17 protein-coding genes are annotated in these 20911 nt (G+C 66.3%); 14 read left to right on the forward strand and 3 right to left on the reverse strand.

Annotated elements, in window-relative coordinates; genetic code table 11:
* The first annotated feature begins 41 nt into the window (after positions 1–41).
* Genes AYK61_RS16640 through AYK61_RS16655 form a run of 4 tightly spaced genes read left to right on the forward strand, consistent with a single transcriptional unit; the run spans position 42 to position 3840 of the window.
* Entirely contained in the window at positions 42–446 is a 405-nt protein-coding gene (locus AYK61_RS16640; RefSeq protein ID WP_121872818.1) for an SdpI family protein, read from the forward strand.
* Between the two features lie 4 nt (positions 447–450).
* Entirely contained in the window at positions 451–1431 is a 981-nt protein-coding gene (locus AYK61_RS16645; RefSeq protein ID WP_121871613.1) for a DUF1648 domain-containing protein, read from the forward strand.
* A 9-nt stretch (positions 1432–1440) separates the two neighbouring features.
* Positions 1441–2442 (forward strand): bile acid:sodium symporter family protein, encoded by a 1002-nt coding sequence (locus AYK61_RS16650; protein WP_121871614.1) that lies wholly within the window; start codon positions 1441–1443, stop codon positions 2440–2442.
* A 36-nt stretch (positions 2443–2478) separates the two neighbouring features.
* Positions 2479–3840: a glutamate decarboxylase gene (locus tag AYK61_RS16655; RefSeq protein ID WP_121871615.1), complete on the forward strand. Its 1362-nt coding sequence runs from the start codon at positions 2479–2481 to the stop codon at positions 3838–3840.
* Positions 3841–3903: 63 nt separating this feature from the next.
* Here AYK61_RS16655 and AYK61_RS16660 read toward each other — a convergent pair whose 3' ends face one another.
* A complete protein-coding gene (locus tag AYK61_RS16660) occupies positions 3904–4521 on the reverse strand; it encodes a YqgE/AlgH family protein (RefSeq protein ID WP_183130317.1) in 618 nt (205 codons plus the stop codon).
* Between the two features lie 54 nt (positions 4522–4575).
* The gene (locus AYK61_RS16665) at positions 4576–5265 is read right to left on the reverse strand and encodes a TetR/AcrR family transcriptional regulator (protein WP_121871616.1); all 690 of its coding nucleotides are present in this window, start codon (positions 5263–5265) and stop codon (positions 4576–4578) included.
* Between the two features lie 118 nt (positions 5266–5383).
* Here AYK61_RS16665 and AYK61_RS16670 point away from each other — a divergent pair, with 118 nt between their 5' ends.
* The 3 genes from AYK61_RS16670 to AYK61_RS16680 are packed head-to-tail and all read left to right on the forward strand — an operon-like array spanning position 5384 to position 9189.
* Positions 5384–6313: an NAD-dependent epimerase/dehydratase family protein gene (locus AYK61_RS16670; protein WP_121871617.1), complete on the forward strand. Its 930-nt coding sequence runs from the start codon at positions 5384–5386 to the stop codon at positions 6311–6313.
* Positions 6314–6337: 24 nt separating this feature from the next.
* Positions 6338–7627 carry an MFS transporter gene (locus AYK61_RS16675; RefSeq protein WP_121871618.1) on the forward strand — a complete coding sequence of 430 codons (1290 nt, stop codon included), beginning with the start codon at positions 6338–6340 and terminating at the stop codon, positions 7625–7627.
* Between the two features lie 59 nt (positions 7628–7686).
* Positions 7687–9189 carry a DUF4185 domain-containing protein gene (locus tag AYK61_RS16680; RefSeq protein WP_121871619.1) on the forward strand — a complete coding sequence of 501 codons (1503 nt, stop codon included), beginning with the start codon at positions 7687–7689 and terminating at the stop codon, positions 9187–9189.
* Between the two features lie 51 nt (positions 9190–9240).
* On the opposite strand, the gene AYK61_RS16685 is transcribed toward AYK61_RS16680, so the two are convergent.
* Complete coding sequence (locus AYK61_RS16685; protein WP_121871620.1) at positions 9241–10707, reverse strand: CCA tRNA nucleotidyltransferase; 1467 nt, start codon at positions 10705–10707, stop codon at positions 9241–9243.
* A 101-nt stretch (positions 10708–10808) separates the two neighbouring features.
* Between AYK61_RS16685 and AYK61_RS16690 the strand changes: the two genes are divergently transcribed.
* The 7 genes from AYK61_RS16690 (at position 10809) to trxA (ending at position 20899) form a co-directional block, all read left to right on the forward strand.
* Complete coding sequence (locus tag AYK61_RS16690) at positions 10809–11369, forward strand: NUDIX hydrolase (RefSeq protein ID WP_032396972.1); 561 nt, start codon at positions 10809–10811, stop codon at positions 11367–11369.
* 2 nt (positions 11370–11371) lie between these two features.
* Positions 11372–13777, forward strand: coding sequence for a glycoprotein (locus tag AYK61_RS16695; RefSeq protein ID WP_121872820.1), 2406 nt, complete (start codon positions 11372–11374; stop codon positions 13775–13777).
* A complete protein-coding gene (locus tag AYK61_RS16700) occupies positions 13774–17946 on the forward strand; it encodes a lipid II flippase MurJ (RefSeq protein ID WP_121871621.1) in 4173 nt (1390 codons plus the stop codon). Before AYK61_RS16695 ends, AYK61_RS16700 begins: the two co-directional genes overlap by 4 nt.
* A 99-nt stretch (positions 17947–18045) precedes the next feature.
* Complete coding sequence (sigM, locus tag AYK61_RS16705; RefSeq protein WP_121871622.1) at positions 18046–18627, forward strand: RNA polymerase sigma factor SigM; 582 nt, start codon at positions 18046–18048, stop codon at positions 18625–18627.
* A 59-nt stretch (positions 18628–18686) separates the two neighbouring features.
* Positions 18687–19415, forward strand: coding sequence for a hypothetical protein (locus AYK61_RS16710; RefSeq protein WP_147458343.1), 729 nt, complete (start codon positions 18687–18689; stop codon positions 19413–19415).
* Between the two features lie 126 nt (positions 19416–19541).
* On the forward strand, positions 19542–20531 hold the full coding sequence (gene trxB, locus AYK61_RS16715) for a thioredoxin-disulfide reductase (RefSeq protein ID WP_121872821.1): 990 nt from the start codon (positions 19542–19544) through the stop codon (positions 20529–20531).
* A 35-nt stretch (positions 20532–20566) separates the two neighbouring features.
* Complete coding sequence (trxA, locus tag AYK61_RS16720) at positions 20567–20899, forward strand: thioredoxin (RefSeq protein WP_121871624.1); 333 nt, start codon at positions 20567–20569, stop codon at positions 20897–20899.
* The last annotated feature ends 12 nt before the right edge of the window (positions 20900–20911 follow it).

Here is a 20911-nt window from a genome sequence, read left to right on the forward strand (position 1 = left end):
CCGCCTGGTACCAGGACCTCGCTGCGCCGTATCCTGGCCAGGTGGTCATCGTCTCGGTTGTGTTGTTCGTGCTCGCCCTCGTCGTCGGCGCTGTCGCTGTCGCGTCGCTGCTGGGCCGGCTCCCACGTAACCGTTTCGCCGGTGTCCGCACCGCCGAGGCCATGCGTGACGACGAAACGTTCATCCTCGCCAACCGCGTTGCCGGTCCCACCACCGCCGCATCGGCCCTGGTGTTGGCCATCGGCGCAGTGGCCGCACTCGCATTGAGCGGCATCGCCGCCGTCGTCGGCGTCGTCGTAGCCCTCGTGGCCGCCCTGTTCATCGCCGCAGCCGGCGGATCCATCGGGGCACGCGCAGCAGCGGCCGTCCCGCCACCCGCCGAGGCGGACGGATGCGGAAGCTCCTGCATCTCGTGCAGCCTCAAGGACGCCTGCCAGCCGAGCTGAGCAGATGAAGGCGAAGGCACTACGCACGTTCGACCCGGCCGGGGTCGTCTTCGGCGTCGTCGTCCCCCTTGTCGTAGCCGCACTCGGACTCGTCCTGGCGTACCTGTGGCAAGGCCGTCTGCCGGAGCAGGTCGCCACGCACTTCAGCGGCACCGAACCGGACGACTTCTCCAACCCGCTCTCCAACGCCTGGACCCTCGCGATCGTGATCGTGCTGGTGGGCGGCGGGTGCAGCGCCGTCGCATCATTGGCCCGGGTGCTGCTGATCATGCGTCGCACGATGTTGATCATCGGGCTGACCGTCGTCGGGACGATCGGTGTTCTGCAGATCGCCACCCTGGTTCGCGAACTGGACATGGCGACCGAGCAAAGCGTCACCGTCCCTGGTTGGGCCATGGCGGTGGGGACCGTCGTCGGCTTCGCGGCCGGGTTGTTCGGCGCATCGAGGCTGCGCGATCACCGCGAACGCGTTCTCGCCACGTCGCCGCCGCACTCCGATCTGCCACGGTGCAGTCCCGAATTGCCCCTGGTGGTCCACGTCGGTGCCAGTCGCATCGCCGGCATCACCGTCGTGGCAGTGTCCCTGGCCGGGGCCGCTCTGACGTGCTACCTGTCCAGCTCACTGTGGCCGATCTTCCTGTTCGCCCCCCTGACGATTCTGATTCTGTCGCTGCTGCGCTTCACCGTGCACATCGACAGCGACGGTCTGTTCGTCTCGAGCCTCGGCATGGCGGCCTTCGACTACGACATCGACGAGATCACCGGCGCATCGGTCAGAGCGGTCGACCCCTCGAAGGAGTTCGGCGGTTGGGGCCTGCGGGCCAAGGGACGCGGCAATTACGCCGTCGCCACCGACGCCGGTCCCGCGGCCTTCGTCACGTTCGCCAACGGGGACAGGCTCACCATCGGTTCCGCCAAGGCCGACACAATTGCTGGCACCCTGAACACCTTGACCGCCCGCACTCGCAGCGCCACGGTGGATTGAGTTGGCCGAGTGAAGTTGTTCCGGGATACCGTGCTGGATCCCTTCCTGCTGGGCATCTTCGCGGTCGCCGCGCTGGCGAGCCTCTTCCCGGCCACCGGTACAGCGGAGGACGTACTGGGCTGGCTCACGCGCATCGCCATCGCACTGCTGTTCCTCATCTACGGCGCGCGCCTCTCGCCGCGCGACGCCTGGAACGGCATCAAGCACTGGCGGCTGCACTCGGTGATTCTGGCGTGCACATATCTGCTGTTCCCGGCGCTCGGGCTTGCCCTGCGGATCCTCGTCCCCGGGGTGATCAGTGACGACCTCTACACCGGAATACTGTTCCTCTGCCTGGTCCCCTCGACCGTGCAGTCCTCGATCGCCTTCACCTCCATCGCCCGCGGCAACGTCGCCGGTGCCGTGGTGAGTGCCTCGTTCTCCAATATCATCGGCGTGTTCGTCACCCCACTGCTCGTGATCGCCCTGATGACCACCACCGGTTCGGTGACCATCGACCCCAGCTCGATCCTCGACATCGTGGTCCAACTGTTGCTCCCGTTCGCCGTCGGTCAGCTGATCCGGCCCTGGGTGACAGGCTGGCTCACCCGACACAGCGCGCCGACGAAGCTCGTCGACCGGGGTTCGATCCTGCTGGTCGTCTTCGCCGCCTTCAGCGAATCGATGAACCAGAACGTGTGGTCGTCGGTGGCGGTGTGGCGCATCGGCGTCGTCGTCGCAGTGAGCGCTGCGCTGCTCGCCCTGGTGCTGACGATCACCTGGTACGGAGGCAAATGGCTGGGCTTCGCCTTCGAGGATCGGGTGGTGCTGCTGTTCTGCGGCTCCAAGAAGAGCCTGGCCAGCGGGCTGCCGATGGCAGCGGTGCTGTTCGTCGGCCAACCCGTCGGACTGATCGTGCTGCCGCTGTTGATCTTCCACCAGATTCAGCTGATGGTGTGCACCGTGATCGCTCAGCATTTCGCGCGACGACCGGAATCGGAACAGAGCCCGGTGGGCAGCGTCGCGGACTAGATTGGGTGTCACTCGAGCCGATCACGGGAGAAGACGATGACCAGGAAAATCCACGCCGACGGTATCGTCTCTGCGGCCTACACCGGCCGGTTCGCCACCAATCCCGTACCCGCACTGAGACTTCCCGAGGAGCAGCTCGATCCCGACGCCGCCTACCGCTACATCCACGACGAACTGATGCTCGACGGCAGCTCGCGCCTGAATCTGGCGACGTTCGTCACCACGTGGATGGATCCACAGGCCGAGAAGCTCATGGCGGAGACGTTCGACAAGAACATGATCGACAAGGACGAGTATCCGTCCACCGCCGCCATCGAGGAACGCTGCGTCAACATCGTCGCCGATCTGTTCCACGCGCCCGGACTCGACCGGGAGGACCCGTCGTCGGCCACGGGCGTGTCGACCATAGGATCCAGTGAAGCCGTCATGCTGGCCGGATTGGCACTCAAATGGCGCTGGCGGGCCAGGGGAACGGGTACCGGCACTCCGAACCTGGTGCTGGGCAGCAACGTTCAGGTGGTGTGGGAGAAGTTCTGCCGCTACTTCGACGTGGAGCCCAAGTACCTGCCCGTCGAACGCGGCCGCTACGTCATCACCCCGGAACAGGTTCGGGATGCAGTGGACGAGAACACCATCGGCGTCGTAGCGATCCTCGGCACCACGTTCACCGGAGAACTCGAACCGGTGCAGGAGATCTGCGCCGTGCTGGACGAGATCGCCGGTGGTGGCGGGCCCGACGTACCGGTACATGTCGACGCGGCCAGTGGCGGATTCGTCGTACCGTTCCTGTACCCGGAACTCGAATGGGACTTCCGGCTGCCTCGCGTCAAGTCCATCAACGCCAGCGGCCACAAGTACGGATTGACCTATCCGGGAATAGGATTCGCCGTCTGGCGAACCAAGGAAGACCTGCCCGAGGACCTCGTGTTCCGCGTCAACTACCTCGGTGGAGACATGCCCACCTTCACGTTGAACTTCTCCAGGCCGGGTAATCAGGTGATCGGGCAGTACTACAACTTCCTGCGCCTCGGCAGATCCGGCTACACCGAGATCATGAAAGCACTGCGCGACACCGCCGTTCGCGTCAGTCGGCACCTCGACAAACATCCCGACATCGAGGTGATCACCGACGGAGCGGCCATCCCGGTGCTGTCGTTCATGCTGAAAGGGGACTGCGGATTCACGGTGTTCGACGTTTCCCACGAACTACGTGCCCGCGGATGGCAGGTACCGGCATACACGATGCCCGACAACGCAACCGACGTCGCCGTACTCAGAATCGTCGTCCGAGAGGGCTTCAGCGCGGATCTTGGTCGCATGCTGTGCATCGCCATCGACGAGGTGATCGACGGACTGAAATCAGGCGGACACTCGACCGCACAGGCTTTCGCTCACTAGTGCCTGCGGCAGTGGTGCGGTTGAGTGCCCTGGGTGGCACTTAACCACGCCACTGCGAAGCACTCAGTTCCGCTCGACGTCGATCGGGTGGGATGCGAGCAACGCCAACGGCATCGGCTGACGACGCAACACATGGGCCCACAGGTCTATCCGCGGTGGACCGATCACGTCGGATGGCAAGGCAGACATCACCATCCAGTCGTCCCGGTCGAGTTCGCCTTCCAGCTGGCCGAATGTCCAGCCCGAATATCCGGCGAAGATGCGCACACCCTCGACGAGTGGGGTGATATCGGCAGGATCGGAATCGAGATCGACCATCACCACTCGGCCGTCGACGCGTCGCAGACCGGGAACTCCGTCGATCGACACGCCGGTCCGCAGCGTCGCCAGGCACAGGGCCGAATCGCGTTTGACCGGGCCACCGACGTACAGCGCCTGCGGCTTGGCTGCCAGCTCGGACCAGTTGGGCAGCACGTTCTGCACCGCGGTCTCGCTGGGACGGTTGATCACGACACCGAGACTGCCCGCGTCGTTGTGTTCGATGATGTAGATGACGGTGCGCCGAAACGTGGGCTCCACGAGTTCGATGGACGACACCAACAGACTGCCGGGACGAACATCGCGCAAGGCCGATGCCGTCTGGTCCTCGGGTTCCTCCGCATGCGCTGCCACGCTAGTCATTGTGGCACCGCGCACCCGCGGATGTGGCGCAAGCGATGCGGCCAGTCCCTCCTCCTATTCGAGCCCCGCGATCTTCGTCAACAATCCCAACTGGTACTCGAACAAGTCGTCCCTGCTGGCGAACGTCGTAGCCCCGTACTGATCGAACACATCGAAGCTGATGGCCCCGAACAGTGACGCCCACACCATCACTCCCAGTGCGATCAGCCCGTCGGGCAGGTCCATCCCCATCTCCGCGCGGATGTCCTCGAAGCTTCCGTGCAGTGACGCCAACTCGGGCGGGTCGGCCTCGACGTCCGGTCGACGTGTCTGCCACCCCGAGTGGAGGACGGCCACCAACGTGGTGGTCACCCGGGTGCCCGGACCGGTGGTCTGCTCCGCGGGGGCGTGATAACCGGGCACCGGACTACCGAACAGCAACGCGTAGCGCGCCGGCTCCCGCAATCCCCACTGCCGCACCGACCGGCCGAGCGCCAGGAACTTCTCCCTGGGTCCGTCGGCCGCGTCCACCGCTGCGTCGACGGCATCCCCCAGCTCGGTGTATCCGTCGACGACCAGCAGTGTCAGCAGTTCGTCGCGGCTGGCGACGTAGCGGTACACGGCAGAGGACACGACCCCGAGGTCTCGCGCGACAGCGCGCAACGACAGGGCGGCCGCGCCTTCGGCGGCCAGGTGTTCGCGTCCGATGCGCGTGATGTCGGCCAGGGTCTGCGCGCGGGCTCGAGTGCGGGGAGTGCTCGCCATGGCCCTCACAGTAACTGCCGCTCTTTCGAGAGAGCATTGCTCTTGCTTTATCGCCACCACGGGTGCATACTCGATACAACAGAGAGCACTGCTCTCCCTTTCCTCGAATGGAGCCACCATGACCGAACTTCACGTCGTCACCGGGGCCGGACCCGTCGGCTGGACGGTTGCCGAACAGCTTGCTGCGCAGGGTCGTTCGGTGCGCGTCCTCACGCGCTCCGGCAGCGGGCCCGAGCACCCGATGATCGAACGCCGCGCCGTCGACATCGAATCCGACGATCTTCGACCCCACCTCGACGGTGCCACCGCCGTCTACCACTGCACCCACGTCGCCTACGAGAACTCGGTGTGGCGGAGCAAGCTCGTCGCCATGGAGAACCGCGTGCTCGACGCGGCCGCGGGCACCGTTGTCGCGTTCCCAGAAAGTCTGTACGCCTACGGGCGGGTCGACGGTCCGATCCGCGAGGACTCACCCCGAGACGCGACGTTCCGGAAATTGGGGGTACGCACCGAACTCCTCGCTGCGCGTGATGCGCACGCGACACCCACCGTCAGCGTCGCTGCCTCGGATTTCTACGGATCGCGCGTGCTGACCTCCCACATGGGTGAGCGGGTGATTGCGCCCATCCTTGCCGGCAAGCCGATCCGCGTCATCGCCTCCGCCGATCTACCCCACTCGTTCACCTACGTCCCGGATCTGGCAGCCGCGATGATCACGGCAGCGGCGTCACCGTCGCTGTGGAACACCGTCCTGCATGCACCCACCGCTCCTGCCGTCTCGCAGCGGGCGATGATCGAGATGTTCTCGGCTGCAGCTGGAGTCACCACACCGAAGGTCGGCGTCATTCCGACCTGGGCAATGCGAGTGCTGAGTACGGTGCCCGGTCCGATGAAGGAACTCGGCGACACGCTGTACCAGTTCCGCTACCCCTACGTCCTCGACTCGAGCCGCAGCGAGGCGATCCTCGGGCAGCAGCCCACCTCACTCGTCGACGGCACGGCCGCCACGATGGCGTGGTGGGCCGCGACTCCCGCCGTCCCGGTGTGACGGGCGGGGGCTAAAGTCCCGTCGGTGAGCGACGCTTCCTTCCGTACCCGACTGCGCGAATCCCCGGGGGTCGGCAAGCTGACGACCATTCGGTTCGCCGGTCAGTTCGGCGATGGGTTGTTCCAGGCCGCGCTCAGCGGTGCCATCCTGTTCAACCCGGAGCGCGCGACGAATCCGGCCGAGATCGCAGCCGGATTCGCGGTGCTGCTCGTCCCGTACTCGCTGGTGGGTCCGTTCGCCGGAGCCCTACTCGACCGCTGGGATCGCCGCTCGGTCCTGCTGTGGGCCAACATCGTTCGCATCGTGCTGATCGTCACCACTGCGTTGCTGCTGTGCGCCGGGGTGGACGCCACACCGTTGTTGCTGTTGGCCTTGGCCACCGTGGGGCTCAGTCGTTTCGTGCTCGCGGGGGCGTCCGCGTCGCTGCCCCACGTGGTTCGTCAATCGTGGCTGGTGCCGATGAACTCGGTGCTGGCCACCGTCGGATCCGGTTTCGCGGCGGCAGGTGCTGGCCTCGCCGTCGCGGTGATCGGCGTCGTCGGCGCAGGCGATCTCGGCTCGGGTATCGCCGTGGGTCTCGCGGCCACCGGATCGGTCGTCGGGGCGCTCGCTGCGGCGCGGTTCCGCCCGCGATCTCTCGGACCGGGCACCTCGAGCCGCACCGACAGTCCACTGAAAGACGTTGCTGCAGGCCTGAAATCGGGTGCCCAGGCCGTCTGGCGCTCCGCCGGTGTCACGACCGCGATGCTCGGCATCGGTGCACACCGCATCGTGTTCGGCATCAACACCCTGATCATGGTGTTGATTCTTCGCGGGAGCGGAGCCGACAGCACCCTGCCGGGCGGCCTCGCCGGCTTCGGTATCGCTGTCGGTGCCACAGCGGTCGGCATGTTCCTCGCCGCTCTGATCACGCCCTTCGCCGTTCCCAGGTTCGGTCGCACCCGCACGATCGCCGCCGCTCTCGTGCTCGCCATCGTGGCGCAGCTCGGTGCCGTCTCGGGCCTGACGCAGAACAGCTTGCTGATCGGAGCCTTCCTTCTGGGCGTCGCCGGGCAGACCGTCAAACTCAGTGGTGACGCTGCCATGCAGATCGAGATCGACGACGCCCATCGTGGACGCGTCTTCGCATTGCAGGACACCGTGTTCAACGTCGCATTCGTCGCCGCCCTCGCCGCTGCTGCCTTCGCTGTCGGCCCGGACAAGACCGATCTGAGCCAGGACCCCACCGCGCACATCCTGGTCTTCGTCGGGGCAGGTATCTACGCCCTCGGCTTGGCCGCAGCGGTGGTGAACACCAGGCGCACACGCCGCTGACGTGGTGTATCTTTCCGTATCGGACCGATGGGTTTCGTCGGAGAACACGGGGGCACCGCATGCACGGCCGCACGACGTCGCTCGGCTGCATACTCGCGGTTGCCGCAGGTACGGCCGTCCTCGCTGCGCCCCCGGCATTCGCAGCGCCGCCGCCGCCGGTGAACTCCTGCGGCGAAACAGGATTCGACCCCAAGGACTACCCACCCGAGCCCATCGGGCCGGGCAATCCGCCGCAGCTGCCACCGTTGCCGGATCGTGTGGTGATCCCCGTGCCGTATCCGGCGATCGAACTCGTGCCGGTGCCCGATCCCGCCCCGAACAACACCCGCGTGCAGGCCGAACCGCTCACCGACCCGTGTGCGGACCCGTGCCCCGATCTCACCGACGACACCGATTCACCGACACCGGCAACAGGCTCAGCAGACCATCTGCCGTTCCCTCGCATCGAGATCGACCCGCAGCCCGAGACCATCCCCATCCCGATCCCCGGCCCCGGCGGTACACCGGGAACCCCGCCGCCCGCTCCCGCCGTCACCGCAGCAGAGCCCGGGCCTACGACGATGCCGCCCGGGGCACCGGCCGTCGGAAACGTCGAGGTCGTCTCGCAGATGACCGGACCGGGATCGGAGAACCGCACCGACAAGCGCTGGCAGGTCGACGGCACCGACCTCGGCATCATGTGGGAGAGCAAGCCCGGCGAGGTTGCGGTGGCGTTCGGCGATTCGTTCGGCAAGGGTTGGGAATTCGGCGTCGTCGGCGGCGACGACTGGCGTTCGAACGCACTGGGACACAGCACCGACACCGACCTGTCCGACGGCATGACCCTGGACTCGATGGTGCAGGATTCGCGTTGTCACGCAGCCGAATTGCTGCCCTCGCGCAAGATCAAGAACTGGGAGACCACGGTCATCCCCACGTCCGGTTTCGCCATCGACGACCGGCAGTACATGTCGTACATGTCCATTCGGCGCTGGAGCACGATCCCCGGCATGTGGTGGACCAACTACGGCGGCATAGCCTACTCGGACGACAACGGTTCCACCTGGGTCAAGGACGAGCATGCCAAGTGGGACAACGTCTTCGGCTTCTCCAAGTTCCAGGTCTCGACGATGGTGCCGGCGGGGGAGTACGTCTACATGTTCGGCACCGTCAACGGTCGCGCCGGACAGGTGGGGCTCGCGCGCGTCCCGAAAGCGGACGTGCTGAACAAGACTGCTTACCAGTACTGGGTGAACGGCACCTGGGCTCCCGTCGGATCGAACGAGGCCACCCCCATCGCCGACGGTATGGCCGGGGAACTGTCGGTCCATCACGACGAGGCCCGTGGCCTCTGGCGGATGACGTATCTCGATCCGCTGCGTGGCGAAATCGTTCTGCGCGAGTCTACTTCGCCGCAGGGGCAGTGGACCGCGCCGACCACTCTGATCGACACCGCCGAGTACCCGAAGACCTATGGCGGCTTCATTCACCCGTGGTCGACGGCGAACGAGCTGTACTTCACCGTCTCGGAGTGGGACAGCTACAACGTGTATCTGGTCAAGGCCGAGCTTCGCTCGTCGTGAGCGGAAACTCGTAGTGGGTCACGAACTTCCGCGCACGTGCGCGGGACGCGCCTAGTGCGTGGGCCACCACTCGAGCAGTGCGGCCTCGGCTTCCTCTCGGGACAGCGGTCCCCGATCGAGGCGCAGTTCTTTCAGGAACTTCCATGCCTTGCCCACGTCGGGTCCGGCCGGGATGTTCAGCAACTCCATGATCGCGTTGCCGTCGAGATCGGGCCGCACCCGCGCCAGGTCCTCCTGCTCGGCGATGCGGGCGATGCGTTCTTCCAGGTCGTCGTAGGTGGCCTGCAGCGCGGCGGCGCGACGCTTGTTCCTCGTGGTCGAGTCGGCGCGAACCAGCTTGTGCAGCTTGGGGAGTAGCTCGCCGGCATCGGTTGCGTAACGGCGGACGGCAGAGTCGGTCCACTGGCCCTTACCGTAGCCGTGGAAACGCAGATGCAGAAACACCAGATGCGAGACGTCCTCGATCATCTTCTTCGAATACTTCAAGGCGCGCATACGCTTTCGCACCAGCTTGGCACCGACGACCTCGTGGTGATGGAAGCTGACTCCGCCGCCCGGCTCGTTTCGTTTGGTATCGGGCTTGCCGATGTCGTGCAGCAGTGCGGCCCAACGCAATACGAGATCGGGATCGCCGTCCTCGAGATCGATCGCCTGCTTGAGCACCGTCAGCGAGTGCGTGTACACATCCTTGTGCTGGTGATGCTCGTCGATCTCGAGCTTCATGTTGGGCACCTCGGGAATGATCCGCTGCGCCAGACCCGTCTCGCACATCACGTCGATGCCGTCGATCGGGTGCGCGCCGAGGATCAACTTGTCCAGCTCCACCTGGATTCGCTCGGCGGTGATGCGGTCGATCTGATCGGCCATGTCCTCGATGGCGCGGTGCACCCGAGGCATCAGCGTGAAGCCCAACTGGGAGACGAACCGCGCGGCCCGCAGCATGCGCAGAGGATCGTCTCCGAACGAGACCTCCGGTGCCGACGGGGTGTCGAGAACGCCCTCGAGCAGCGCGTCCATGCCGCCGAGCGGATCGACGAACTCCTGCCCGCCGTCGGCTCCGAGACGTACCGCCATGGCGTTGACGGTGAAATCGCGTCGAACGAGATCTTCTTCGAGGCTGTTGCCGTACTGCACCTCGGGATTGCGGGAGACCTGATCGTAGGAATCGGTGCGATAAGTGGTGATCTCGATCGTCTGGCCGTCCTTGGCCGCACTGATGGTGCCGAACGCGATGCCGGTGTCCCACTGATGGTCCGCCCAGCCCGTCAGCAACGCCTGAACCTCCTCGGGCCTGGCGTCGGTGGTGAAATCCAGATCGGTTCCGAGTCGGCCGAGAACTGCGTCGCGCACCGTGCCGCCGACGAGAAAGAGCTCGTGCCCCGCCGCAGCGAACAGGGCACCGAGCGGAGTCAACACCGGAGCGAGTTCGCGCAGCGTCACTGCAGCTCCCGCCAGCAGCCTCTCCCGGCGGGCATCGGTCTGCTCGGCGGAAACGGAGGACAGGGACTGATCGGCCACGGTGGAAGAGCCTACTTGCGCCGAGCCGATCGATTGTCCCGGCCTTCACCCCGCGGTGCGGCACGGTAAAAGAGTGCGCACAGGCAACTAGTATGGATCGGGTGTCTGCTGCCGAACGTGCGAACAGGAGCCGCCGCAACCCGCGGCGGCGTCAGGCACGCGCCGACACCGAAGCACCCAAGCTGCGGACCGTCCGCGAAACCTCGGCAGGAGGCCTGGTGGTCGACGGCCTCGACGGGCCGCCCGCCAAGCGCTGCGCCGCCCTGATCGGCCGCACCGACCGCCGCGGACGCCTCCTTTGGTCCCTGCCCAAGGGCCACATCGAGCAAGGCGAAACGGCCGAGCAGACGGCCATGCGCGAGGTCGCCGAGGAAACCGGCATCCGCGGTACCGTCCTGGCCTCGCTGGGCAGCATCGACTACTGGTTCGTCACCGAAGGACGACGCGTCCACAAGACCGTCCACCACTATCTGCTCCGATTCCTGGGCGGCGAACTCTCGGACGAGGACCTCGAAGTCACCGAGGTCGCGTGGGTTCCGCTGACCGAACTACCGTCTCGGCTCGCCTACGCCGACGAACGCAAACTCGCCGCCATCGCCACCCGCCTGATCGACGACATGAGCAGCGGCAACTCGGGCGCACCCATCCCCGGCGGGAAGTGATCGTGCGGGCCCGGAAGGTCGCTGCCGCCGCATTGACCACGTTCGTTCTTGCGGTGGCACCGTCGGTCGGCACCGCAGCACTGGTCCCCACGCAGCTTCCCGGCGCCGCCGCCCAGCCCGACTCCTCCGTCGGCGACGCGAGCGGCACCACCAGCGCCGTTCCGGACACTCCGATGACACAGGACGGCAACCCCTTCCTGACGCTGAGCATCGAGACCGTCGCCCCCTCCACCGTCACCACCAGCAGCGACCCGTTCGTGACGGTGCGCGCCACGGTGACCAATACCGGGGACCGCCGCGTCGACGACGTCAGTGTCCGGATGCAGGCCGCTGCCGCCGTGGACACCACGGCCGGACTGCGGACCTCGCTGACTCTCGAACAGGACCGATTCGACCGATTCGGTGAGTTCGTCACTGTCGCCGACTCATTGGAGGAGGACGAGAGCCGCCAGTTCGACATGTCGATGCAGCTGCGCAGCACAACTGAGCCCTCGCTGGGAATCGAGGCCCCGGGCGTCTACCCGCTGCTGCTCAACGTCAACGGCACCCCCGAATACGGCGGAACCGCACGACTCGACGACGCCCGTTTCCTGCTCCCCGTCGTCGGATTACCCCGCAACCCCGGTGAGATGGACCCCACCGCTCCGGGCGCGATGCCGCTGCCCCCCAACACCCGCAACCCCGTCGCGATGACGGTCCTGTGGCCGCTGGCCGACATTCCTCGCCTCGCTGCCGGAATCCCCGGTTCCGTCGACGAGCGCGTTCGGCTGATCGACGACGAACTCGCCGGCGAACTCGCAACCGGTGGGCGACTCGACAACCTCCTCAAGGCCGTCGAATTCGCGACGCAACCCGGCCTGGACCCTGACGGCAGACTCGCGTCGAGCCTGTGTATCGGCCTTGACCCCGACCTGCTCGTCACCGTCTCGAACATGACCCGCGGCTACCTCGTCGTCGACAACCCGGCCGATCCCGCGGGCGCCACCCGCGAGGGCACCGGAAGCGAAGCCGCAGCCCAGTGGCTGTCCCGACTCGAAACGATCGCGTCGAGCACCTGCGTGACAGCGATGCCGTTCGCCCAGACCGATCTGGGGGCAGTGGCCGACATCGGCAATCCCACGTTGCTCAGTAGTGCCGTCAGCGCCCCGGCAGACATCGTCGACGGCATCCTCGGCATCACCTCGACGCGTGGCTTGACCTGGAGCACCACCGGTGGGGTGGACGCGGACACCGCCGACGCCCTGCGATCGGCGGGCACCGGCACCGTGCTGGTCGCCGACAACAGCATCAGCCCGCCTACCGAGGCCCCGACCTCGTTGCTGGTCTCGACCGACAGTGCACCGATCGAAACCGAGCAGACCCAACCGCTGGCTGCCACCCACTACGACACCGCCACCGCAGCCGCACTGGCCGGCGTCGGTGCGACCCCGTCCACGCCCGCCCTCACCCCCGCTGATCAGCGCTTCGACCTCGCCACCGACTCACGCACCGCACGTCTGCAGGACGCCCTCGGAGCCATCAACTTCCATGCGCTCGTCGGCACCGATCGGCCCGGGCGCACCGTCACCGTCGCGCCCCCGCAGTACTGGACCGCGGGCGGAGACGAACCGTCGGCGATTCTGTCGACGGTGTCCTCGCTGCTGCGTTCCGGGCTGGCGACGCCGCGGCCACTGTCCGAGCTGCTCGCCGAGCCCACCTCGGGCACCCCGGTGACCAGCGTCGACGCAGCCACCGAACTCGATAGCGGCACCATCGACCTGGTGCGATCGCAGAGCGCCCGGGTCGACACCCTGATGCAATCGCTCGTCGAGGATCCGCAGTCCGAGCTGACCCCGCGCCTGTACACCGCCCCGCTGCGTGAGGACATGCTCCGGGCGCTGTCGACTGCGGGTCGCGCGAGCGCCGCCAGTGAAGAGACCGGCACCATGGCGCGCAACCGACTCGATGCCATCCGCATCGGACTCGACACCATCTACGGATCGGTGACCGTGCTGGCCCCGGGCGGCGTCTACACCCTCGCCTCGGAACAGAGCCCGCTGCTGCTCGTCGCCCGCAACGACCTTCCCGTCCCGGTGAACGTGCTGCTCCGGGTCGATGCGCCGCCGGAGATGACGATCAGCGACGTGGGCGTCACCCAACTTCCGGCCCGCGGATCACGGACCATCACCGTCCCGGCCGAGGTGGACGACACGCGCAATCTGTCCGTCGACTTCTCCGTCACGACGCTCGACGGCTCCCGGCTCGGTGAAGTGTCGACGGTGTCCGTTCGATCGAACGCATACGGCCAGGCACTGGCGATAATTACCGCCTGCGCCGGTGCTCTCCTACTGTTACTTGCAGGTCGACGCCTCTGGCACCGATTCAGAGGTCAACCCGACCCGGCCGACGAAGGGTACGAGAGACCATGACAGGGAACGTCCCGTACGACGGCGACCTGCCGCGGTCACGCCTGCCCGCATCGCAGGTGTTCCGACGTACGACGCCACCGCGGCCGGCACCCTGGGAACGGCAGTCGCGGCCGGAGCTGCGCTCGTACCCTGCACCGCCGCCGCTGGACGGTCAGCCCGCCGCCGACGACGCCGTCACCCAACTCATCCCGCGGTTCCGCGAGGAGGACTACCCCTATCCTTCGTCGAGCACAGCACCGTCCGGAACGGTTCCGCCGACGAAGATTCCGCCGGGCGGGTCCGACCCGGCACCGCAGCCCGAACCGAGGCCGCAGAAGTCACTGATGGCCGCGTCGGGTTCGATCGCGGTGGCGACCCTGGTCAGCCGCATCACCGGATTCGCCAAACAGGTCGCCATGACGGCCACCCTCGGACCGGCGATCGCCAGTGCGTTCACCGTCTCGACGATCCTGCCGAACATGATCTCCGAGCTGGTGCTCGGCGCGGTACTCGGGGCCATCGTCGTTCCGGTGTTGGTCCGGGCCGAGCAGGAGGACGCCGACGGCGGACGGGCGTTCGTTCGACGCCTCTTCACCATCGCCGTGGCGCTGCTCGGAACCGTTGCGCTCGCCGCAACCATCGCAGCCCCGCTGCTGGCGAGGATGCTGCTCGACAACGATCCGAAGGTCAACGAGAACCTGACCATCGCGTTCACCTATCTGGTGCTGCCCGCGCTGATGTTCTACGGGCTCTCCGGCCTGCTGACGGCCGTGCTCAACACCCGGCAGAACTTCAAGCCCGGGGCCTGGGCACCGGTGTACAACAATCTGATCGTGCTCGGCGTCTTCGCCCTGTACCCCTTCGTCCCGGGCGAGCTCACCCTGAACACGATCGAGATGAGCAACCCCAAGATCCTCGTTCTCGGCCTCGGTGTGACCGTCGGTGTCATCACCCAGGTCGTTGCGCTGATCCCCGCGCTGCGCCGCGAACGCATCGATCTGCGTCCGCTCTGGGGGTTCGACGAGCGCCTGAAGAAGTTCGGTGCGATGGCGGCCGCGATCGTGCTCTACGTCGTCATCAGCCAGATCGGGCTAATCGTGGCCACCAGGATCGCGTCGGGCACCGACATCGCGAGCAACGTGATCTACTCGCAGGCCTGGATCGTGCTGCAGCTGCCCTACGGCATCCTCGGCGTGACGGTGCTGACGGCCATCATGCCCAGACTCAGCCGCAACGCCGCCAACGGTGACACCCCGTCCGTCGTCGACGATCTCTCGGTCGCCACCCGACTGACGATGGTCGCGCTGGTGCCGATCGTCGTGTTCCTGACGTTCGCGGGGCCGTGGGTGGGCGAGGCGCTGTACGGCTTCGGCCGGTTCGCCGATGTCGCACCCCGACTCGGCGAGGCCGTCAGCTGGTCGGCCTTCTCCCTCATCCCCTATGCCCTCGTTCTGATCCACCTGCGGGTCTTCTACGCCCGCGAGAAGGCCTGGACGCCGACGTGGATCATCCTCGGCATCACCGCCGTCAAGATCGGGCTGTCTCTGCTCGCCCCGATCGTCGCGTCCGAACCGGATCAGGTGGTGCTGCTCCTCGGCGCCGCGACCGGCCTGGGCTACACCGTCGGCGCGATCATCGGCGGATACCTGCTGCACAAGAGCCTGGGCAGCCTACGGATGGCCAACGTCGGCAAGACGGTCTGGCTGGTCCTCATCGCCTCGCTGGCCGGCGGTGCGGCAATGCTCGCGATCGACCGGATCCTGGGTCTCGACGCCATGATGAACGGCTGGGTCGGCAACTTCGCCCGCGTCGCGATCGACGCCGTCATCATGCTCGGCATCACGTTCTCGATACTCTGGTTCGGCAAGATTCCCGAAGTCCTGGCGGTCACCGTTGCCCTGAGCCGGGTCGTTCGGAAATTCCGCGGAACAGCCGATCGGACGGACGCCGATTCGGCCGCCGCAGAAACCGGCGTAATTCCGGTTATTCGAACCGAGCCCACATGGGACACTGCGCGGGATCGGCTCCCGTACCCTGGTCATCGGCACCCGGGGGCAGAAGCCAACGCAGGTCGACCTTTTGCAGAACGACACGGGGCGTACTCGCCTGAAGGAGTGACAGTGACCGACGACGAAGTTGCTGGGGGGCCGGCACAATCTCCAGCAAGCGAAGCCGACCGAACGAGCGGCGGCGTCGAGGTCGACACCCAGGACCGCACCGAGCCCGTGAAGGCCGAGGCTGCCTCGTCCTCCAAGACGCCGAAGTCCGCCGAGACACCGGCGAAGACTGCAGCCGAGTCGAAGACACCCGCCGCGGCTCCCGAGCAGGACGTCGAGAAGCCAGCCGACGAGGCATCCGTCGACAAGCCTGCCGCCGACAAGCCTGCTCCGAAGCCGGTCGACAAGACCGTCTCCATCTCCAAGGCCGCTCTCGCGGCGCGTCCGACCGACAAGACCATCTCCATCTCGAAGGCCGATCTGCCGGTCGAGACTCCCAGCGAGAAGAAGTCCACGCAGGATTCGAAGGCTGCCGCCGACGCGGATTCCGAGAAGACCGCAGCGGCACCGGCCACAACCGATACTTCCGAGTCGACCACCACGGACGAGGTCGCCACTGCAACCGCCCCGGCAAGCGCTCCCGAGCGCACGCTCCGCGGCCCGACACTCATTCCCGGTGCCTCCGTTGCCGGTGGGCGATACCGACTGCTGGCACCGCACGGCGGCGCGCGTGGACTCAAGTTCTGGCAGGCCCACGACGTCAAGCTCGATCGCGAGGTCGCCTTGACGTTCGTCGACGCCGATCAGCAGTCGACCGCCTCGACCGACGACCGCACACAGGGACCGCAGGCGATTCTCTCGCGCACGCTGCGTCTGGGTCGGATCAATTCGCCCGGCCTCGCCCGCGTGCTCGACGTGGTGCGTGGCAGCTCCGGCGGCATCGTCGTCGCAGAGTGGACTCCCGGTCGCTCACTGCGCGAAATGGCCGACACCGTGCCCGCACCCACCGGCGCTGCGCGCGCGATCAAGGTCCTGGCCGCAGCGGCCGAGGCAGCGCACCGCAGCGGAGGTGCACTGTCGATCGATCACCCCGATCGCGTGCGCATCAGCTCCAGCGGCAATGCCGTCCTCGCCTTCCCGGCGACACTGGCCGACGCAGACCCCAGCTCGGACGTTCGCGGTCTCGGTGCCATGCTCTACGCCCTGATCACCGCCAAATGGCCACTGTCCGACACCACCGGCAGTGCCGTCGTATCCGGCGATGCAGCTCCGGCACGCAGCGTCGGTGGCATGCGTCCGGCCGACCGCGACGACAAGGGTGCCCCGCTCGAGCCGAGGCAGGTCCGTCCGGACGTTCCGTTCGAGATCTCCGCCGTCGCGGTACGGGCATTGGAACAGAACAGCGGAATCCGCACCGCTGCCACCGTGCAGCACGTCCTCGATCAAGCAGCAGTGGTCAACGACAAGACGGATCTGATGCCGGCGCTGCGACTGGGACAGCGAGCGCCCGGTGCCAGTGGGCACTCGCTCGCCGATCCCGAGGAGATCGCCGCGGAGAAGGCCAAGTCGATGCGCACCAACATCGCCATCGCGGTACTCGGTGCCCTGACGGTGGTGGTTCTCGCGTTCGCCGGCTTCTGGCTGTTCACTTCGATTGCAGGCAACGACACCGACACTCCGCTCGACACCCAGGATTTCGGTCTCACCACTCCGGCCGAGGCACCGCCCGCAGCCGATCCCGCGGCACCCCCGGCTCCGACCGGTGGACCGGTAGCGCTCGGCGACGTCAGCGTGTTCTCACCCCAGGGTTCCGCCGACAACCCGAGTACCGCCTCCAACGTGATCGACAACGACCCCAGCACAGCGTGGACGACCGACTCGTACTTCCAGCAGTTCCCGGCCCTCAAGAACGGCGTCGGGCTGCTCGTGTCCATTCCGTCCTCGACGCTGCAGAACGCGTGGATCGAATCGACGTCTCCGGGAACCGTCGTCGAGATCCGGTCGGCCCCGAACGACTCACCCAGCCTGAGCGACACCACGCTGCTCGGTGAAGCCACGCTGCAGAACGGCCGAACCGATATCGCCCTCACCGACGCGGAACCAACCGGGAACGTGCTCGTCTGGATCACCACGCTCGGTGAGCAGGGTGGCCGCATCGCCACCTCGATCTCCGGGATCGGTTTCGACTCCTAGATCGGGCATTCGGTAACCGATTCGGGCTCGTTTCGTACTTCGCGGTCTCGATGGCCTAGGCTCCCCCCAATGCGTTAACACGGGGGGAGCCGTTTTCGTATGACCGAACGTTTCGATTCGGCGCCAGGGGAGCGCACGGATGCGGAGCTTCTGGCTGCCCATGCGGCCGGGGAGCCGAACGCCTTCGCCACGCTGATCTACCGACATCACGAACATCTGTGGCTGACGGCTCGGCGCACCAGCTACACGCCCGAGGACGCCTCCGATGCTCTACAGGAGGCCCTGCTCTCCGCCCATCGCACGGCCGGGTCGTTCCGCGCCGACGCTGCAGTCCGAAGCTGGTTGCACAAGATCGTCGTCAATGCTTGCCTCGACCGCATCCGCAGAAACAAGGCACGGCCGTCGGTTCCGTTGAGCGAGAACGAAAGTCACGAGCCGGTTTCACCGAGGGACCGGATCTCCGAGACGGAGACGAGCATTCTCGTTCGGCAGGCTCTGATGACGTTGCCACCCGATCAACGCGCAGCCGTGGTCATCGTGGACATGGAGGGTTTCTCGGTGGCCGACGCTGCCGCATTGCTCGGCGTTCCCACCGGTACCGTCAAGAGTCGATGCGCCCGCGGCCGGCTCAAGCTCTCGACGCAGCTCGCGTACCTGAAAGATGCAGGGAACCGAATCTGACCCTCTCGCGTCTATACCGTGTGAGAGAGAAAGCAGATTCGGCGAAGGGAGGCAGGAACGTGCCGTCGAGCACCGACGCTCTACAAGCCCCGTTCTCGCCGGAACTGCTCGCCGATCTGCATGCGGATGCACTTCCCGAGGACGTCAGCAGACGACTGTGGCCACTGGTTCGTCTCGACGAGGATTCGATGCGGATCCTCGCCGGTCTCGACGCCGTCTCGGCTCGACTGCACGAGGTGGGCGAGGACCCCACCGGGACGTTGCCGATTCCGCCCGACGTCGCCCAGCAGATCGATCGCACGCTCCACACGGTCGAGCAATCGGCCCCCGCGGCAGGCGTCGTCGTTCCGCTCCGTCCGCGAAGACGCCGTATCGTTCTCGGAACCGCAGCTGCCGCAGCACTTCTGGCGGCCGGCTCGGCTTCCGTCGTGGCAGTCCTGTACACCCCGAGCGAACCGGAATCGATCGCTGCCGACCCGTCCCAGCTTCCGGATACGTCTCTGGTGCTCGATTCCGCCGACCTCGATTCCGGTTTTGCGTTCAGCATCATCGGCAAGCGCGATCCCGGAGCGTTGGCCGATCCGGCCGACCTCGCTGCCTGTCTGCAGTCCAACGATGTGGATCCGGCCACCACCGTTCTCGGATCCAGCCGAGTGCGCGTCGACGGCCGAGACGGAACCCTGCTCGTCCTCGCCGGAGCACAGCCCGCACAGTTCATCGCCCTCGCTGTGGGCAACGACTGCGGCACCGCCAACCCGGACGTGCTGACGCGTCGTGATATCGGCTGACAGATCTCTCACCGGGGAACAACTCCCTCTAGGGTGGTGTTGACCAGATGTACGTCGACCGGCGTGTGCTGTGCGCACCTGGCTTTCGACGGTAAGTTCACGCCGCACAAGATCGGAAGGTCTGCATTGAGTACCCCCAAGGTTCACGATCTCATCATCGTCGGCTCGGGACCGGCCGGTTATACCGCCGGCGTCTATGCCGCACGGGCGGAACTGGAACCGATCCTGTTCGAGGGAACGCAGTTCGGCGGTGCGCTGATGACCACAACCGAGGTCGAGAATTTCCCCGGGTTCCGCGAGGGCATCATGGGCCCCGATCTGATGGAACAGATGCGCGAGCAAGCGCAGCGATTCGGTGCCGACATCCGGACCGAGGACGTCGAGGAGCTCGACCTGACGGGCCCGATCAAGACTGTCTCTGCCGGCGGCGAGACCTACCGGGCTCGTGCGATCATCCTCGCCATGGGCGCAGCAGCTCGCTACCTGTCCATCCCGGGTGAGGAGAAGTTGCTCGGACGCGGCGTCAGCGCGTGTGCCACCTGTGACGGCTTCTTCTTCCGCGATCAGGACATCGCCGTCATCGGTGGTGGCGACTCGGCCATGGAGGAAGCGACGTTCCTCACTCGATTCGCCCGCAGTGTCACGATCGTGCACCGCCGCAGCGAGTTCCGTGCGTCGCGCATCATGCTCGAGCGCGCCAAGAACAACGACAAGATCCGCTTCCTCACCGATACCAAGGTGCTCGAGGTCCTCGGCGACACCAGCGTCACCGGACTATCGCTCGAGCACGCCGAAACCGGCGAGAAGACCACCCTGGACGTGACCGGAATGTTCGTCGCGATCGGCCACGATCCCCGCAACGAGCTGGTCAAGGGTCAGGTCGAGCTCGACGACGCCGGCTACGTCAAGGTCGCGTCGCCCTCTTCGGCCACCTCCGTCGAGGGCGTGTTCGCTGCCGGAGATCTCGTCGACCACGTGTACCAGCAGGCCATCACCGCTGCGGGTACGGGCTGCACCGCGTCGATCGACGCCGAGCGTTGGTTGGCCGAGCAGGGCGATATCACCACCAACACGCTCGAACACGCCGACCAACCGGTCGACGCCGTCAACGCCTGACAGGCACCGAGCCACCAACATCGAGGAGATAGAAAATGTCCGACGACAAGAGCACTGTCACCATCACCGACGCGTCGTTCGTCGACGATGTTCTGACCAGTGAGAAGCCCGTCCTGGTCGACTTCTGGGCCACCTGGTGCGGCCCGTGCAAGATGGTCGCCCCGGTTCTCGAGGAGATCGCGGCCGAGCACAAGGACAAGCTCACCATCGCCAAGCTCGACATCGACGCCAACCCGCAGGCCGCTCGCGACTTCAAGGTCATGTCGATTCCGACGATGATCCTCTTCCAGGGCGGCAAGCCGGTCAAACAAATTGTCGGCGCAAAGGGCAAGGCAGCGCTGCTCAAGGACCTCGAAGGCGTTATCTGACTCACCTGCACA

The organism is Rhodococcus sp. SBT000017 (assembly GCF_003688915.1).
Classification (GTDB): domain Bacteria; phylum Actinomycetota; class Actinomycetes; order Mycobacteriales; family Mycobacteriaceae; genus Rhodococcoides.

Bases quoted from the DNA above. Each gene is read 5' to 3' on its own strand.
- AYK61_RS16645 (WP_121871613.1), top strand. From the start codon at position 451: ATGAAGGCGAAGGCACTACGCACGTTCGACCCGGCCGGGGTCGTCTTC.
- AYK61_RS16655 (WP_121871615.1), top strand. From the start codon at position 2,479: ATGACCAGGAAAATCCACGCCGACGGTATCGTCTCTGCGGCCTACACC.
- AYK61_RS16660 (WP_183130317.1), bottom strand. From the start codon at position 4,521: ATGACTAGCGTGGCAGCGCATGCGGAGGAACCCGAGGACCAGACGGCA.
- AYK61_RS16665 (WP_121871616.1), bottom strand. From the start codon at position 5,265: ATGGCGAGCACTCCCCGCACTCGAGCCCGCGCGCAGACCCTGGCCGAC.
- AYK61_RS16670 (WP_121871617.1), top strand. From the start codon at position 5,384: ATGACCGAACTTCACGTCGTCACCGGGGCCGGACCCGTCGGCTGGACG.
- AYK61_RS16680 (WP_121871619.1), top strand. From the start codon at position 7,687: ATGCACGGCCGCACGACGTCGCTCGGCTGCATACTCGCGGTTGCCGCA.
- AYK61_RS16700 (WP_121871621.1), top strand. From the start codon at position 13,774: ATGACAGGGAACGTCCCGTACGACGGCGACCTGCCGCGGTCACGCCTG.
- sigM (WP_121871622.1), top strand. From the start codon at position 18,046: ATGACCGAACGTTTCGATTCGGCGCCAGGGGAGCGCACGGATGCGGAG.
- trxA (WP_121871624.1), top strand. From the start codon at position 20,567: ATGTCCGACGACAAGAGCACTGTCACCATCACCGACGCGTCGTTCGTC.